This window comes from Massilia polaris (assembly GCF_012927275.1).
Classification (GTDB): Bacteria; Pseudomonadota; Gammaproteobacteria; order Burkholderiales; family Burkholderiaceae_D; genus Telluria_A; species Telluria_A polaris.
This window is the reverse complement of sequence record NZ_JABBGG010000008.1, coordinates 98,421-114,102: the sequence shown is the minus strand read 5'-3', so window position 1 is coordinate 114,102 and position 15,682 is coordinate 98,421. Positions and strand designations below refer to the sequence as shown.

The 15,682-nt window shown below is 63.6% G+C and carries 16 protein-coding genes and 1 pseudogene; 8 read left to right on the top strand and 9 right to left on the bottom strand.

The features are described 5' to 3' along the window. The first annotated feature begins 1 nt into the window (after position 1). Positions 2 to 463: a cyanophycin metabolism-associated DUF1854 family protein gene (locus HHL21_RS15145; protein ID WP_169467323.1), complete on the top strand. Its 462-nt coding sequence runs from the start codon at positions 2 to 4 to the stop codon at positions 461 to 463. 10 nt (positions 464 to 473) lie between these two features. Then, a complete protein-coding gene (locus HHL21_RS15140) occupies positions 474 to 773 on the top strand; it encodes a YciI-like protein (RefSeq protein ID WP_169467321.1) in 300 nt (99 codons plus the stop codon). A gap of 88 nt (positions 774 to 861) precedes the next feature. Here HHL21_RS15140 and HHL21_RS15135 read toward each other — a convergent pair whose 3' ends face one another. The 7 genes from HHL21_RS15135 to HHL21_RS15105 form a co-directional block, all read right to left on the bottom strand. Further along, positions 862 to 2,787: a TRAP transporter large permease gene (locus HHL21_RS15135; protein ID WP_169467319.1), complete on the bottom strand. Its 1,926-nt coding sequence runs from the start codon at positions 2,785 to 2,787 to the stop codon at positions 862 to 864. Then, positions 2,784 to 3,377: a TRAP transporter small permease subunit gene (locus HHL21_RS15130; RefSeq protein WP_169467317.1), complete on the bottom strand. Its 594-nt coding sequence runs from the start codon at positions 3,375 to 3,377 to the stop codon at positions 2,784 to 2,786. The genes HHL21_RS15135 and HHL21_RS15130 overlap by 4 nt, the downstream gene beginning before the upstream one ends. An 85-nt stretch (positions 3,378 to 3,462) precedes the next feature. Continuing rightward, positions 3,463 to 4,602, bottom strand: a complete 1,140-nt coding sequence (locus HHL21_RS15125; RefSeq protein ID WP_169467315.1) for a TRAP transporter substrate-binding protein — start codon at positions 4,600 to 4,602, stop codon at positions 3,463 to 3,465. A 181-nt stretch (positions 4,603 to 4,783) separates the two neighbouring features. After that, a complete protein-coding gene (locus HHL21_RS15120; RefSeq protein WP_169467313.1) occupies positions 4,784 to 5,917 on the bottom strand; it encodes a HupE/UreJ family protein in 1,134 nt (377 codons plus the stop codon). Beyond that, the gene (locus HHL21_RS15115; protein ID WP_169467311.1) at positions 5,914 to 7,095 is read right to left on the bottom strand and encodes a tetratricopeptide repeat protein; all 1,182 of its coding nucleotides are present in this window, start codon (positions 7,093 to 7,095) and stop codon (positions 5,914 to 5,916) included. The genes HHL21_RS15120 and HHL21_RS15115 overlap by 4 nt, the downstream gene beginning before the upstream one ends. Before the next feature lie 59 nt (positions 7,096 to 7,154). After that, on the bottom strand, positions 7,155 to 7,439 hold the full coding sequence (locus HHL21_RS15110) for a hypothetical protein (protein WP_169467308.1): 285 nt from the start codon (positions 7,437 to 7,439) through the stop codon (positions 7,155 to 7,157). Between the two features lie 12 nt (positions 7,440 to 7,451). Beyond that, the gene (locus HHL21_RS15105; protein WP_229496464.1) at positions 7,452 to 8,951 is read right to left on the bottom strand and encodes a DUF4331 domain-containing protein; all 1,500 of its coding nucleotides are present in this window, start codon (positions 8,949 to 8,951) and stop codon (positions 7,452 to 7,454) included. Between the two features lie 434 nt (positions 8,952 to 9,385). Here HHL21_RS15105 and HHL21_RS15100 point away from each other — a divergent pair, with 434 nt between their 5' ends. Then, a complete protein-coding gene (locus tag HHL21_RS15100; RefSeq protein WP_169467307.1) occupies positions 9,386 to 9,535 on the top strand; it encodes a hypothetical protein in 150 nt (49 codons plus the stop codon). Positions 9,536 to 9,583: 48 nt separating this feature from the next. Next, a complete protein-coding gene (locus tag HHL21_RS15095; protein ID WP_169467304.1) occupies positions 9,584 to 10,642 on the top strand; it encodes an aldose epimerase family protein in 1,059 nt (352 codons plus the stop codon). 7 nt (positions 10,643 to 10,649) lie between these two features. Here HHL21_RS15095 and HHL21_RS15090 read toward each other — a convergent pair whose 3' ends face one another. Then, positions 10,650 to 11,105 carry an MgtC/SapB family protein gene (locus HHL21_RS15090; protein ID WP_169467302.1) on the bottom strand — a complete coding sequence of 152 codons (456 nt, stop codon included), beginning with the start codon at positions 11,103 to 11,105 and terminating at the stop codon, positions 10,650 to 10,652. 319 nt (positions 11,106 to 11,424) lie between these two features. Here HHL21_RS15090 and HHL21_RS15085 point away from each other — a divergent pair, with 319 nt between their 5' ends. The 4 genes and pseudogenes from HHL21_RS15085 (at position 11,425) to HHL21_RS15070 (ending at position 15,457) form a co-directional block, all read left to right on the top strand. Beyond that, positions 11,425 to 12,606: an OmpA family protein gene (locus HHL21_RS15085; RefSeq protein ID WP_169467300.1), complete on the top strand. Its 1,182-nt coding sequence runs from the start codon at positions 11,425 to 11,427 to the stop codon at positions 12,604 to 12,606. Positions 12,607 to 13,060: 454 nt separating this feature from the next. Then, a pseudogene (locus HHL21_RS15080) lies at positions 13,061 to 13,668 on the top strand (CheR family methyltransferase); the annotation flags it as partial. Further along, positions 13,665 to 14,267: a chemotaxis protein CheB gene (locus tag HHL21_RS15075; protein ID WP_169467298.1), complete on the top strand. Its 603-nt coding sequence runs from the start codon at positions 13,665 to 13,667 to the stop codon at positions 14,265 to 14,267. The pseudogene HHL21_RS15080 and the gene HHL21_RS15075, both read left to right, overlap by 4 nt. Next, positions 14,264 to 15,457, top strand: a complete 1,194-nt coding sequence (locus HHL21_RS15070) for a hybrid sensor histidine kinase/response regulator (protein ID WP_169467297.1) — start codon at positions 14,264 to 14,266, stop codon at positions 15,455 to 15,457. The genes HHL21_RS15075 and HHL21_RS15070 overlap by 4 nt, the downstream gene beginning before the upstream one ends. A 7-nt stretch (positions 15,458 to 15,464) precedes the next feature. On the opposite strand, the gene HHL21_RS21950 is transcribed toward HHL21_RS15070, so the two are convergent. Beyond that, the gene (locus HHL21_RS21950; RefSeq protein WP_267874083.1) at positions 15,465 to 15,587 is read right to left on the bottom strand and encodes a hypothetical protein; all 123 of its coding nucleotides are present in this window, start codon (positions 15,585 to 15,587) and stop codon (positions 15,465 to 15,467) included. Between the last annotated feature and the right edge of the window lie 95 nt (positions 15,588 to 15,682).

The window sequence follows — 15,682 nt, the reverse complement described above, 5'->3', positions numbered from 1 at the left end:
GATGGCGTTTCAACTGACCCGCAACAGCTTCGGCAAACTGCTGCTGACCGGCGCAGACGGCCAGGTGCACGAGGCCGTGCTGCCGGTGCGCGCGTTCCCGATCCAGGCCCCTAGTGAAGGCATTTCGATGGTTCTCCCGGACGGCAAGGAGGTCGCGTGGATCGACGCGCTGGCCGACCTGCCCGACGAAATCCGCCAGCTGGTGCATGACGAGCTGGAAGGGCGCGAGTTCATGCCCGAGATTTTGCGTATCGTCGGCGTCACCAGTTTCGCGACGCCTTGCACGTGGACGGTTGCGACCGACCGCGGACACACCGAGTTCCTGCTCAAGGGCGAAGAAGACATCCGCCGCATCGGCGCCACGTCGCTGCTGGTGGCGGACAACCACGGCATCCACTTCCTGATCCGTGACATGTTCACGATCGATAAGCACAGCCGCAAAATCCTCGACCGCTTCTTGTAAAGGGCAACGCATGCACTACCTGTTGTGTTACGACCTCGCACCTGACTATCTCGAACGCCGCGGCGAATTCCGCGACGAGCACTTGAAACTGGCATGGGAAGCGCAGGAGCGCGGCGAAATTGTCGTCGCCGGCGCGCTGGCCGACCCGGCCGACATGGCCGTGCTGATGTTCCAGGCCGAGTCGCCGGATGTCGTCGAGCGTTTCGCCAAGGCCGACCCGTATGTGATTCACGGACTGGTCACTGGCTACCGCGTCCGGCAGTGGAACACGGTGGTCGGCGAATTCGCGTCCACTCCGGTCCGTACCTAAGCTGTCGTTCCCGCCTGCGCTGGGGTGCGAAATCGGCGTGCTGTAATACGCCGGGACGCGGAATGCTCCGCGTCGCGGCTTGATCATCTTACTTGTACAGCAGCTCCGGCAGCCACAAGCCGATTGCCGGGAAGGTGTACAGCAGGATGATGCCCAGTACCTGGATGCCCATGAACGGCAACATCCCCAGGAAGATCTGGTTCAGGGTGACGTGCGGCGGTGCCACGCCCTTCAGGTAGAAGGCCGACATCGCGACCGGCGGCGACAGGAACGCGGTCTGCAGGTTCATCGCAACGAGCAAGCCGAAGAACAGCGGGTCAATGTTGAAGTGGGCCAGCAGCGGCACGAAGATCGGCATGAAGATGACGATGATCTCTGTCCATTCCAGCGGCCAGCCGAGCAGGAAGATGATCACCTGCGCCAGCAGCATGAACTGAATCGGCGTCAGGTCCATCGACAGCACCCAGGAGTTGATGATCTCCTGGCCGCCCAGCAGCGCGAACGCGGCCGAGAAGATGCTCGACCCGACAAACAGCCAGCACACCATCGCACTGGTCTTGGTCGCCAGGTGGGCCGATTCCTTCAGCATGCCGAAGTTGAAGCGGCGGTAGGCGACCGCCAGCAAGATGCCGCCGAAGGCGCCCATCGCCGCAGCTTCGGTCGGCGTGGCCAGCCCGAACACGATACTGCCCAGGACCGCAAGGATCATGAAGGCCAGCGGGAACAGTGAGCCGAGCAGCATCTTGAAGATCTCAAGCCGGGCGAAGCTGAAGTAGGCGTAAAACGCAGCGGCCAATGCGATGCAGATCGCCATCGCGATCCAGTACGCGCGCGGCGCATCCTGCGATTCGGGCTGCGCCGGTGTGCTGCTCGCTTCGGTGGCCGGAATCGGTGCGGCGGCTGGCGGAGCGGCGGCGGCAGGCGGCTCCGCCAGCGCACCTTCCACCGGTGGCTCTTCCAGCCCGCCTTCGATCGGCGGTTCTTCCAGCCCGCCGTTGTAGCTGGTCTCCGGCGGCAGCTCCTGCGCCGCGCCCATTTCGACCATCGCGGTCGGCGCATCGGCCGGCGCCGTGAATGCGCGGTAGCCAAGGCCGAGGAACAGCGCCAGCGCCAGCGCCGGCAGCAGCGCGACGAACAGTTGAGTCACCACGGTACGCTGCGCTACGCCAGCCGGGCGCGAACGTTTCAGCGCGCCCATCAGGCCAGGCAGCGCGCGCGTCGAGCCCCCGGCCATGATGGCGGTGGCATGCGCGGGCAGGGCGACGCGGCGCTCTTCTTCGGACAGCGGCGGGGCCACGCTCGGCTTCAGCTTGGCCAGGATCAGCACATAGCCGACGTACAGCGCGGCCAGCATAATCCCCGGGAACAAGGCGCCCGCATACAGCTTGACCACCGAGACGCCGGCGGTCGCGCCGTACACGATCAGCAGCACCGACGGCGGGATCAGGATGCCGAGGCAGCCGCCCGCCGTGATGGCGCCGGCCGACAGCTGGGTGCTGTAGCCGGCCTTGAGCATCGCCGGCAGCGCCAGGAGTCCCATCAAGGTCACCACCGCGCCGACGATGCCGGTGGCGGTCGCGAAGATCGCGCAGGTGACGATGGTGGCCACCGCCAGCGAACCTGGCACCCGCGCCATCGCGATGTGCAGGCTCTTGAACAAGCGCTCGATCAGGTTGGCGCGCTCGACCAGGTAGCCCATGAAGACGAACAGCGGGATCGAAATGAGCACGTCGTTCGCCATTACCGAATAGGCGCGCTGCACCATCAGGTCAAGCGTTTGCTGCCATGCCTGCCCGGGATCGCGGCTATAGAACGCGTAGAACGCGAACATCACGCCCATCCCCATCAGGGTGAACGCGGTAGGGAAGCCGAGCATGATGGCGATGACCACCAGGGCCAGCATCAGCAGTCCGACGTGGCCGTTGGTCATGTCGGCGGGCGCCGGCATCAAGGCGAACAGCGTGATGACCAGGGCGACCAGGATGGACAGCCCGAACCAGATTTCTTTTTTCATCGCGGCCCCCCAGGAAGCTTGCCGCTGACGCTGACCATTTCGCGCAGCTGGTCGACGTCGACTTCCTCGACGTCGGGTTCGCGCGGCGGCCATGCGCCATCGCGCAGGCAGACGATGCAGCGGACGATTTCAGCGAGGCCCTGCAGCAGCAGCAGTGCACCGGAAATCGGGATCACCATCTTGAACGGGTACAGCGGCGGACCGTTGGCGGTCAGGGTCGAGTGTTCGTTGATCGCCATCGATTCGGCGGCATAGGTGTAGCCGGCCCATACCAGCGCAACCACGCCGGGAATGAAGAAGACGAAATACAGCAACAGGTCAAGCCCGGCCTGCAGCCGTGGCGGGAAGAAGCCGTACAGCACGTCGCCGCGCACGTGGCCGCTCTTGGCCAGCGTGTAGGCGCCGGCCATCATGAACGAGGCGCCGTAGGCCATGATCATCAAATCGAAGGCCCAGGGATTGGGGCTGTTCAGCACATAGCGCGCGAACACCTCCCATGTAATAAGAAAGGTCAGCGCGACGATCAGCCAGGAAAAGGCCCGGCCGACCCAGCTGCTGACCCGGTCGACAAAGAATAAAACGTTCTGCATGCGATGCTCCTGAAGCGGGGCGGCGGCCCGGATAAAAAACACCATCCGGTGATCTGGATGGTGTGCAGGACATGTCCTGTTGGGGTTACGCCTTCTTCGGCGCCGCCTTGCGCGCGAAGTAGTGGTTGTAGGCCATGCGCCGCGGGGCGTTGGTGTCCATGTCCCACTTCATGGCGCGGTCGGCGAACGCGCGCTGCGATTGCTCGACTTCGCGGAACAGCGGGTTGTCCGCGCCCTTCTTTTTCACCACCTCGTCCCATACCGCCAGTTGCGCCTGCAGCACCGAATCAGGAGTCTTGTAGAACTTGACACCGTCCTTGGCCTGCATGTCGCGGTAGTCCTTGGAGTAGCGGTCGATCGCCTTCCACGACATGTCGGCCGATGAGGCTTCGACGGCGTTGTCGATGATCGCGCGCATCTTGGCCGGCAGGGCGTTGAACTTGGTCTTGTTGAAGCTGATCTCGAACTGCTCCGACATCTGGTGGAAGCTTTGCAGCATGCAGACCTTGGAGACGTCGGGGAAACCGAGGAGGCGGTCGGAGGTCGCGTTGTTGAATTCGGCGCCGTCGAGCAGGCCGCGGTCCATCGCCGGCACGATCTCGCCGCCAGGCAGCGCGTTGACGGCTGCGCCCATCGCGGTGAACAGGTCGATCGCCAGGCCGTTGGTGCGGAACTTGGTGCCTTTCAGGTCGTCGACCTTGGTGATCGGCTTCTTGAACCAGCCCAGCGGCTGGGTCGGCATCGGGCCGGTGAGGTAGGAGACGACGTTGGCGCCGATCGAGTTATACAGCTTGACCAGCAGCTCCTTGCCGCCGCCGTACTTGTGCCAGGCCAGCACCATGTTGGCGTCCATGCCGAACACCGGGCCCGAGGTCCACAGCGCGATGGCGCTCTGCTTGCCGTAGTTGTAGCCCATGACGCCGTGGCCGCCGTCCAGCGTGCCTTTTGAAACCGCGTCGAGCAGGCCGAAAGCGGGAACGACCGCACCGGCAGGAAGTACCTCGATTTTCAGCTCGCCGCCGGTCATGTCGTTGACCTTCTTGGCGAAATCAAGGGCGTATTCGTGGAAGATGTCCTTGCTCGGCCAGGTGCTCTGGAAGCGCAGCTGGGTCGGGGTCTGGGCAGTGGCAATCATCGGGACGGCCAGGGCGGTGCCCGCGGCTGCGCCAATAAACTTCCGGCGGTTTGAAACGGCTTCCTGTGGCTTGGTATCGCTCTTCTTCATCGTATGTCTCCTGTTTTAGTTTTTACATGGATCAAAACCGATAAATCTCAACGCTTGCGACTAGGGGCTACCTCCTGTTTCTTGTATGCATGGCAAATCTCTTGCAAGAATGTTCCCGGATGCTTACAGATTACTTACGTTGAGCTTACAAAGTCAAGATGGGCGCCGAAGCGCCCATCGTTCAGGAGATCAGCTGGACATCGAGCCCGCGTTCGGCCAGCCAGACCAGGGCGACCAGCACGATCAGCGAGGATCCGCCGGCGACGACGGCCTTGCGGTAGAACGAGGTGTGGCGGGCGAGGAAGGCCAGCGGCAGGAAGGCGGCGACGATGGCGACCTGGCCCAGTTCGACGCCGACGTTGAACCCGACCAGCGACAGCATCAGGGCGGCCTGGGGCAGGCCCAGGTCGATCAGGACGCCGGCGAAGCCGAAGCCGTGAAGCAGGCCGAAGCAGAATGCCATCAGCGCGCGCTGGCGCTGGAACATCGGCCACAGGTTGTTCAGCGCAGCCAGTGCGACCGACGCCGCGATCGCCGCTTCGACCAGCCGCGAAGGCAGCGACAGCATGCCGAGCGTGGCCAGCGTCAGCGTGATCGAATGGGCCAGCGTGAACGCGGTGACGATCTTGACGACGTCGATGGCCGCCGCGCGGAAGGTCGTGGCGCCGGCCCATGCGCGGTCGCGGTACACCAGCACCGCCGGCAGCAGCAGCGACAGCAGGAACAGGATATGGTCGAAGCCGATCCAGATATGCCAGACGCCGTGGCGCACGTAGTCGGCGAACTGGCGCCACTTCGACGCTCCGGCAATCTGGAGCTGCTGGCGCGGCGCGTCCGGCGTGAAGATCGCGGTCGTGGCCTGGCCGGCATGCTGGAGCTTGAGCAGGCCTTTGTGCTGCGGGTCGATGTCGAACAGCAGGGCGTAGTCGATGTCGAGGGTTGCCACGTCGGCTGCGCAGGCGGCGCGCAGGCGCAGCACGGCATAAGCGCCGTCGGTATGGTCGTCCAGCAGGTGGCCGGTGACCTGCAGCGGGCAGGCCGCGCCGCCGCTCGACAGCTTGAGGCGCGACCGCGCGTAGGCGGCGATCGCGTCGTGACGCAAGCGCACTTCATCCCAGGTCAGTTCGCCATTGCCGTCGGAGTCGAGGCCAATGGCCATGTCGAGGTCGCGCAACGCGATGTCCCACTGGCCGTCGACCTGCTGGCCGGCCGCGCTCAGGGTCAGGTAGCTGTCGCTCGGCTTGTGGGCGGATGCGGGAAGGGCCATCGACAGGGCGCAGGCGCAGAGGTACGCCGTCAGCAGGCTGCGCATCATGCGGCGCCTTTCAGTTTGCCGAGCGCCGCCTGGATGGTGCGGTCCTCGATGTTCGACGCCCTCAGCCAGTCGCGTACCAGCCTGGTGGCTTCGGCATCGCCGCTGGCGGCCGCCGCTTCCGCGAGGATGCGCAGGTCGGCCGGCTCCTTCTGGACCGCCCAGTTCAGCTTCGCCAGCCGCACGGCGGCTGCGGGGTCATTGCGAAGTCCCAGCTCGAAGCGGGCCTGTTCGCGCTGGTGCACCGTGTCGGTGCGCAGCATCGCCGCTTCGAAGCGGCTGCGCAGTACGCCCGTGTGGCGCGCCGCTTCCGGCGAACCGGTGGCCTTGAGCGCCAGCGCGTAGCGCAGCAGCAGGGCGTCGGCGCGGGTTTTATCTTTCAGCAGGCCGGCCGCCTCGGGTGCGCGCTGGTGATCGAGCAGGAAGTCGGCGTAAGCGGCCAGCAGGTAGCTGTCGGCATCGTCAAGGGCCAGCGCCTGGCGGAAGTAGTCTTCGGCGGCGGCATTCTTGCCAAGGCGGGCCGCCATCTCGGCGAGCAGGGTAATCACCCAGATACGCACACCCTGGTCGGCGTCCGGATGGCGTTCCAGCGCCTGCTGCAGTTCCGCATAACTGGTACGGGCGGCGCCGTTCACGCTGCCGACGCTGGACAGGCAGGTCTGCACCACCAGCGCCGGCGCGCGCGAATGCAGGCGCATGCAACTGGCCCTGGCGGCGGCGAAGTCGCCCGTGATCGACTGTACTGTCGCCCGGATCAGCCAGGCTTGGGGGTTTTCCGCATCGCGCCTCAGGACGGCGTCGAGGTCGGCCAGTGCCGCGCCGAACTGGTGAGTGCTCTGGCGCAGCGTGGCGCGCAGGACCAGCACATCGGCGGGCGGCTGCGGCAGTTTCCACCACGGCGCCAGTGCCGCCTGTGCATAGCCGAGGTAGCGCGGATCGCCGTCGCCGCGCGCCATCTCCATATAGCGGCGCGCCAGCGTGGTCGCGAGGGCGAGGTCGGACGGGTTCTTGTTCAACGCCGCGCGCATCCGTGCGAGGTCGCGCTGGGCCGGGTCGGTGCGGGCCGGCAGGCGCTCGACCACTTTGCTGCCGTCGGCGGGAATGTAGGGTGCTGCCATTGCGGGTAAAGCCAGCGTGTGCGCCATCAGGGCCAGCGCGAAGAGACGTTGTGCGGTCGTCATGGGGTATCGGTCGTGTTGGGGAAGGGAGGAACAGCGGCGCCGTTCCTCCCGGCTGATGCTTACTGTACCGCTTCAGGCTCGGTGTTGTCCGGCGTGGTGGCGGCTACCGCGTCGATTTCGACCGGCTCGCCGGTGTCGAGCGCTGACGCCACCAGTGCCGACACATACGCGAAGAACGAATCGACCACCGGCACAGGGGGCGGTGTGGGTGTCGGCGCCGGTGCCGGCGCCGGCGGCTCCGAGTGGTCGTGATTGTCACCGCATGCGGTCAGGAGAAGTCCTGCCGCCAGTGCCGCGACAGCGAAGCCAAGGCGCTTGCGGGCGCTTGATGGTTGAGTGCGCATATCCCGTCCTCCTTATTGGTTGCCTGGCAGCGGCGTGTTCAGGTAAGGGAAGGCTGGCTTGAACGAAGCGGCCGTCTTGCGCACGCCGTCAGTCAGGGCTGCCGCGCCGGCTGGTGCGTCGGCTGGCTTGCAGCCTACCTGCAGCGCATCGCCGGCGCCGGTCAGCACGCACAAGGCGCCCATCGCTACGCGCAGCGAAACGTCGACGATGTCGTCGGCAGGACGGCGGCCGTTAGGGAAACCGGCATTGTCGCCGCCCGCCACGCCCAGCACGTTCTGCGACGCGGCCGGAGTCGGCGCGATGCTGGTATTCAGGCGCATCATCTCGGAAGCGACCACGTTCTTCGGCTGGTTGACGCCGTTGATGCCTTTAAGGAAAACGGTGACCAGGTCGGTACGCGGGAAGTTGGTCGGCGCCTTCGCGGTCGGGAACAGGGTCTCGACGACGGCCGGCAGCACCGGGTTGGTGACGTAGTCCAGGAACTGGACGTCATCCTTCGGCTTGGAGGTATTGAAACGGTCCTTGTCGTCCATGCCGATGATGACTTCGTTCACCAGCGGCATGCCGATACGCGATACCTGGCTCCAGGCGCCGCCCTCCTTGACCGCGGTGTTGATGCCCGACGCAGGCGCGGGGTTCAGCAATCGTCCCTGGCGCATGCTGGCGGTGGCGTAGGCGCCGATGACTGGCTCGCCGGCGGCGGTCAGGCAGGAAATCGGGATCTCCAGCGCGATCGAGCTGACGTTCTTGCCTTCGAGGTCGTTCGTGTTGCCGTTGGTTTCCGCGCCCAGCGGGTTCAGGTTGAACAGGTCGAAGATCTTGCCGACGGCGATAAAGAACGATTCCTTGCGCTGGCCGACGAACACGCGGCCGGTGCCGCACCCAGGAATGGCGATGTCGTACATGTGCTGGTTGGCGTAGGTCTCGTAGCCGGTGGTTCCTCCGAAGACCTTGTCGCCGATATTGTCGACCGGTTTGTCGAACTCGGTGGCGCCGCCGGTGGCTGCGGCCAGGCGGCTGCGGGTGCCGCCGCGGCGGTCGCCCTTGACCATGTCCACGGTGTAGGTCTCGCGCACATTCAGCGAAGCCGGATTGACGCCGCTGATGGTCGACGAATTAATCAGCGGGATCAGGACCTGTTTGCCGCCGATGTTCAGGGCAGTGCGCTTGGAGGTGTTCTTGAAGCGCAGCTGGAAGGTGATGTCTTCCCTGGCGTCGCCGTTGTTATCGACGTGGATCTCGTACAGCGCGTTCTGGTCGAACTGGTAGAAGTTCGGGCCGCCCTGCGGATCCTGGAACGGGATGAAGTTGGCGATCATCGTCACATAGTCCTGGCGCCCGGCAGCGTAGCTGCGGAACATGTAAAAGTCGGTGCCGTCGACTTTCGGCGCGTTGGTCAGGAACGGCGCTTCGCGGTGGCTGGACGCGCTGGCCGGGGACATCGCTCCCGCTAACGCCGTCCCGGTGATGATGGCGGCAATCCACATATTCTTTCGCTGCTTTGCTTGCATGATCGAGTTCTCCTCAGATGGTTTAGCCCGCCGGACGCGGGCTTATTTTTATCGCAAATTCTGCGTCAGTTATACGATGCATGAACGCCATTGAATGTGAAATGACGAACATATGTAAGCAATCACTACATTCGTAACAAATTATTTCTTCATCAAAGTCCTTCTGGGAAAACTCCGTGTTTCTTGTCCAGCCTTCATCGATTTTTAGCCCAGCAGTGCGGCCTTTTAGTTAACAATCTTATATTATTGGCAACGATCCTTCGGAATAATGGTTGTGCTCGGAATGCCAGTCGGCCTTTACAGCAGCGTGCTGCGCGCGCGCAGCGGCACTGTGCGCGCGGACCGGCTGACCGAATCGAGCGCCGGCGTTTATTTCGAGAATACGATCGCGTGGCTGCCATCGTTGCGCAGCACCGCAGCGCATTTCACTGGACGTGTTCAACCTGCTCGACCGCAAGGCCAGCGACGTCGACTACCTGTACCGCTCGCGCCTGCGCGGCGAACCGCCCGGGGGTGTCGAGGACATCCATCTCCATCCGGTCGAGCCGCGCAGCGCACGCCTGACACTGGCACGCACCTTCTAGCCTGCTGGTGTACCATGGCCCCGACTCACCATTCGACGCGGGGTACACGTGCAAGCGACCATAACGCAGGGCGAATTCGGCACGCTGCCAGATGGCAGGCGGGCGACTTTATATACGCTGGTGAACGCGAACGGGCTGGTCGTCAAGATCAGCGATTTCGGCGGGGTCATCACGGAAATCCATACGCCCGACCGCAACGGCCATTTCGCCGATATCAACCTCGGCTTCGACAATGTCTTGCCGTACCTGGAAGATTCGCCTTACTTCGGCGCGCTGATCGGGCGCCATGGCAACCGTATCGCGCACGGCCGATTCGTCCTCGACGGCCGCGAGATCCAGCTGCCCATCAACGACGGGCCGAACCACCTGCACGGCGGGCCGCAAGGTTTCCACCGCGTGTTCTGGCGCGTTGCACCATTCGAACGCGACGGCAGCGTCGGCCTCACCCTCAGGTACCTGAGCGCCGACAGCGAACAGGGCTATCCGGGCAACCTGGACGTCCAGGTGGTCTATGAACTGACCGCGGCGAACGAACTATGGGTGCGCTTCCATGCGATCACGGACCAGGCCACGCCGGTCAACCTCACCCAGCACGCCTATTTCAACCTGGCCGGCAAGGGCAGCATCCTCGGGCACTTGCTGATGATCGACGCCGACGCCTTCACCCCGGTCGACAGCACGCTGATCCCGACCGGCGAACTGCGTCCGGTGGCCGGTACGCCGTTCGACTTCCGCAGCGCGCACGCGATCGGCGCGCACATCGGCGAGCCCGACGAGCAGCTGGCGCACGGCGGCGGCTACGACCACAATTTTGTGTTGAACAAGGCAGGCGAGGGCTGCCAGCTGGCGGCGCGCGTGGTGGAGCCGGTGTCGGGACGGGTACTGGAAATGCATACCGAGCAACCCGGCGTGCAGTTTTACAGCGGGAACTTCCTCGACGGCAGCCTGACCGGCAAAGGATGGAACTACTTCTACCGCGGCGGCTTTTGCCTGGAACCCCAGCATTTTCCCGACGCGCCGAACCAGCCCGGCTTCCCGGGTACCATCCTGCGTCCCGGCGAGGAATACCGCACTCAGTCGAAATTCGCCTTCTCGGTCGAAAAATAGGGGCCGCTCAGCCCTTGCGCTTGCTTTCGGTACGGCGCAGCAGCGACAGGATGATCAGCGCAAGGATCGCGCTCAAGACGGCGGTGGCTTCGCGCCCCATGCCGGCGGCGACGCCCACCGCGGCGGTCAGCCACACGCTGGCGGCGGTCGTCAGGCCGGTGATCTCGCCGGCCTTTTCCGATTTGAGGATCGCGCCGGCGCCCAGGAAGCCCACCCCGGCGGTCACGCCCTGCAGCACGCGCGAGACGTCGACCAGCGGCATGCCTGCCTGTAGCGGGATCAGGACGAACAGCGCTGAGCCCAGCGATACCAGCATATGGGTACGCAGCCCGGCCGAGGCGCCGATCGACTCACGCTCATAACCCAGCAGCGCGCCGAGGCTGACCGCCACCAGCAGGCGCACCATCACCCGCGTGATGTCGGAAGCATCGCCCAGGTCCGAAAACTCCTGCTGAATCGTCATCCAACTCTCGGTCCACCACACGCGGCACCTCCGGATTTGCCATTGCTGATGACGACAGCTTACACAAAACGGCTTTTGCAGAGCGCCAAGGATGAGCTGCGAAAAGCCGCAGTGCCTGCGCCTGCCGCACAATTTGAGATATTCGCTCAGAAAATTTGTTGTATTTTTGCGACTTTTATCATACGTTCAATCCTTATGTTCGGTACCGTACGGAGCGTCTGTTGGCGTTCAGTAATAGTGACATCACTGCTACGCAACTGCGCTAGCTGGCACTCAAGAAACCGTGGATGGTCACCATCCCCCAACACGAAAGAAAAATATGAAATCAGCTAAAAACATGTTCAAACTGACCGCAATGGCTGCAGCAATCCTGGCTAGCCAGGTAGTAATGGCGCAGACCACCACGATGGCCCAGGACGGCACGCTGGCGCCAGCGCCGATGATCACCACCGAAAGTAACCTGGAAGCATGGAACAACAGCGCCGCCTACATCGGTGCTGCGATCGGCCGTTCGCGCGTCCATATCGATGACAGCGCAGCAGCCCGCCAGCTGACCGCCCCGGGCCAGACCGTCAACGCATGGTCGAGCGACGAAAAAGACGTCGGCTTCAAACTGTTCGCTGGCAAGCACATCAACCGCTACCTGGCAATTGAAGGCGGCTACTTCGACATGGGCGACTTCTCGTACAGCACCAGTACGGTACAAGGCGGCACCCTGACCGGCGACGTACGCATCCGCGGCGTCAACGCTGACCTGATCGGCAAACTGCCGGTATCGCAGCGCTTCATGCTGTTCGCACGTGCCGGCATGGCATACGTCAAGGCTGACACCGACTTCTCCGGTTCGCGCGTCAATTCAGCAGCCCCTGCAGAACACAACGAAGGCAAGTGGAAGCCGCACTTCGGCGTTGGCGCGGAAATGAGCCTGAGCCAGAAGCTGTCGCTGCGCCTCGAAGCTGAGCGCGTCCGCACCCGTGACTTCCTGTCCGACAGCGGCAAGGCTGACCTGTACTCGCTGGCGTTGGTATACAAGCTGGGCAACCCTGCACCAGCACCTGTCTACGTCGCTCCGCCAGCACCGGCTCCTGTCGAAGCTGCGCCAGCACCTGCGCCAGTAGAAGCAGCACCAGTGCCAACCTCGGAAAAAGTATCGTTCGCCGCTGAAGCGCTGTTCGACTTCGACAAGGCCATCGTCAAGCCAGAAGGCAAAGCCGCCCTGGACGACCTGCTGAACAAGCTGCAAGGCATGAACACCGAAGTCATGGTTACCGTTGGCCACACCGACTCGATCGGCTCCGACGCTTACAACCAGAAGCTGTCGCTGCGCCGTGCTGAAGCTGTCAAGGCTTACATCGTGTCGAAGGGTGTTGACCAGAGCCGCGTGTACACCGAAGGCAAGGGCGAGACCCAGCCAGTGGCTGACAACGGTACCTCGGAAGGCCGCTCCAAGAACCGCCGCGTGACCGTTGAAGTTGTCGGTACCCGTACCGACACCAAGTAATACGGACTTCGGCGCGCCTTGTGCGCGCCGGCTCCTGGAAGCCGCCCGGCGCAAGCCCGGCGGCTTTTTTCATCAGAATTGCTCCGAGAAACCCTGTCCTTCAGGGCAGGGAGTGAAAGGAGCCGGGCGCGTAGCGCCCGCAGCCGTCCAGGTGAAAAAATGTTTTGAACTTGGTTGTTGGGGCATGGTCAAACTCCATAAGTGCTTCAGTATGCGATTACGCGCTGGGGCATGAGTCACCTGCACCGTTTTTTCCGATCCGCAGTCGCCTTAGGCGAGGTCGAGAGATATCCTGCGGATTGAATAAGAAGCTGGGCTACTTTCAGTCCGGCTTCCGTCTGGGGCATCAGACGCCAGCAGTGGGAATCCCCTTCCGTTTACGAAGGGGAGGATGTCAAGGATCGGTGTCGCCGTACGCGCGCCGCCTGTTCCACCAGATGCCCGTGCCCGAGGCCCGGTCAGCGAGATGTTCCGCGACCCGAGCTTTTACGCCTCGCTGCGCGAGCAGGTGATGCCTTTCCTGCAGACCTATCCTTCGCTGAAGGTCTGGATCGCCGGCTGCAGCACCGGCGAAGAAGTCTATTCGATGGCCATCCTGCTGAAGGAAGAGGGCCTGCTGGAACGCTCGATCATCTACGCGACCGACATCAACCCGCAATCGCTGGACGCGGCGCGGCGCGGCGTGTTCGCGCTGCGCGACATGCGCAAGTTCACCGAGAACTACCAGAAGGCCGGCGGCAAGGCCGCCTTCTTGGACTATTACACGGCGGCCTACGACGGCGCCTTGTTCGACCGCTCGCTGATCGAGAACGTGACCTTCGCCGACCACAGCCTGTCGACCGACAGCGTGTTCTCCGAGACCCAGCTGATCTCCTGCCGCAATGTGATGATTTATTTCAACAAGAAGCTGCAGGACCGGGTGCTGGGCCTGTTCCACGAATCGCTGTGCCACCGCGGGTCCTGGCGCTGGGCAGCAAGGAAAGCCTTGAATTTTCCGCCTGGGCCGGCCGCTTCGAGCCGCTGGTCAAGCGTGAACGTATTTACCGGAAGCTGGGCCAATGAGCGAACCACGTTTCAGCGCGGCACTCGCAGGGCGCGACATCCACGCCGTCGTGATCGCCGGTTCGGCCGGCGGCGTCGATGCGCTGCTCCACTTGTTGCCGCGGCTGCCGGCCGGCTATGCGTTGCCGGTGATAAGCATGCTGCACCTGCCCGAACACCGCGAAAGCCGCCTGGCCGAACGGTTTGCACCGCGCCTTGGCTTGCCCGTGCGAGAGGCGTTCGATAAGGAGGAAGTTTCTCCCGGAACAGTCTATTTCGCCGGATCCGGGTACCATTTGTCGATTGAGAAAGATTTCCGGTTCTCCCTGAGCTGCGAACCGGCTGTGCATTTTGCGCGGCCCGCCATCGATGTATTGATGGAATCGGCCGCGCAAGCCTACGGTCCGCACCTGGCGGCGGTGTTGCTGACCGGGGCCAACCAGGATGGCGCCGAAGGCATGCGCCTCATTAAGCAGTGCGGCGGCTTGACCGTCGTGCAAGATCCCGCCGAGGCGCAAGTTGCAACCATGCCCGAGCAGGCGATTAAGTTGCAGGCGCCCGACCTGGTGTTGACCTTGCCGGAAATCGGCAAGCTGTTGTTGCTGTTGGAGAAAAAATGAGGGCGAACGACCCCACCAAAGTCCTGATCGTTGACGATCTTGCTGAAAACCTGCAAGCACTCGATGCCTTGCTGCGCGACGAGCACCGCCTGGTGCTGCACGCGCGCTCCGGCGACGAAGCGCTGGCGCTGCTGCTCGAACATGAATTCGCGGTGGCCATCCTCGACGTCCAGATGCCGGGCATGAACGGTTTCGAGCTGGCCGAATTGATGCGCGGCACCGACCGCACCCGTAACATCCCGATCGTATTCGTCAGCGCCGCCGGGCGCGAGCTGAACTATGCATTCAAGGGCTACGAATCCGGCGCCGTCGACTTCATGTACAAACCGCTCGACCCCGACGCCGTGCGCAGCAAGGTCAACGTGTTCGTCGCGCTGTACCAGCAGCGCAACGAGACGCGCCGCCAGGTGGCCGCGCTGGAGCAAAGCCGCAAGGAGCAGGAAACATTGCTGGCCGAGCTGTCGGCCACGCAGCTGGAACTGGAACGCTCGCTGCGCATGCGCGACGACTTCATCTCGCTGGTCGCGCACGAGTTGCGCACGCCGCTCAATACGCTGTTCCTGGAAACCCAGATGCGCACCTTGCAGCTCAAGCGCGGCAACCTGGCCGCGTTCGGACCGGAGCAGATGACAAAAATGATCGCGCGCGACGAACGGCAGATCCAGGCGATGATCCGGCTGATCGACGACATGCTCGACGTGTCGCGCATGCGCAGCGGCGCCTTGTCGATCCAGCCAGCGCCGGTCGAGCTGATGGGCTTATTGGAACGCATCGTCAGCGACCTGTCCTTGCAGGCGGCTGGCTCGGGCAGCTCGCTGAGCCTGGTGCCGCACGACCCGGTGCACGGGCGCTGGGACGAGTTCCGTATCGAGCAGGTGATCGTCAACCTGCTGACCAACGCGCTGCGCTACGGCTGCGGCATGCCGGTCGAGATCAGCGTACACCTGGAAGGCGAGGAAGTGCGGGTTGATGTCAGCGACCAGGGCAAGGGTATCGCCGAGGCCGAACGCCATCGCATCTTCGAACCGTTCGAGCGCGGCAGCGGAAACCGCGACGTCAAGGGCCTCGGACTTGGCCTGTACATTTCGCGCCAGCTGGCCGAATCCCACCGAGGCCATCTGGCGGTGGTGCCGGGTCCGGAATGCGGCTCGGTGTTCAGCCTGACCCTGCCGCTCAACGCAAGCGATTGATCCGGCTTTAATGGATCAGCAAAGCGGCGCCGGCGCCGTGCAGTACGTCGGTGGAGCACACCAGGATGGTTGCGGCGGCGGCCAGGGCCACATGCAGGGCCGCCCACGTCATTGGTAAGAATCTGGTCATGCCGTCCTCCGCTTTGCTTTGTCAGTTGTATGGCTCCATCGTATTGGCTGTACCGTACTGCAACCATCGGTCAACTGTCCGAGCGCCTGTAGGAG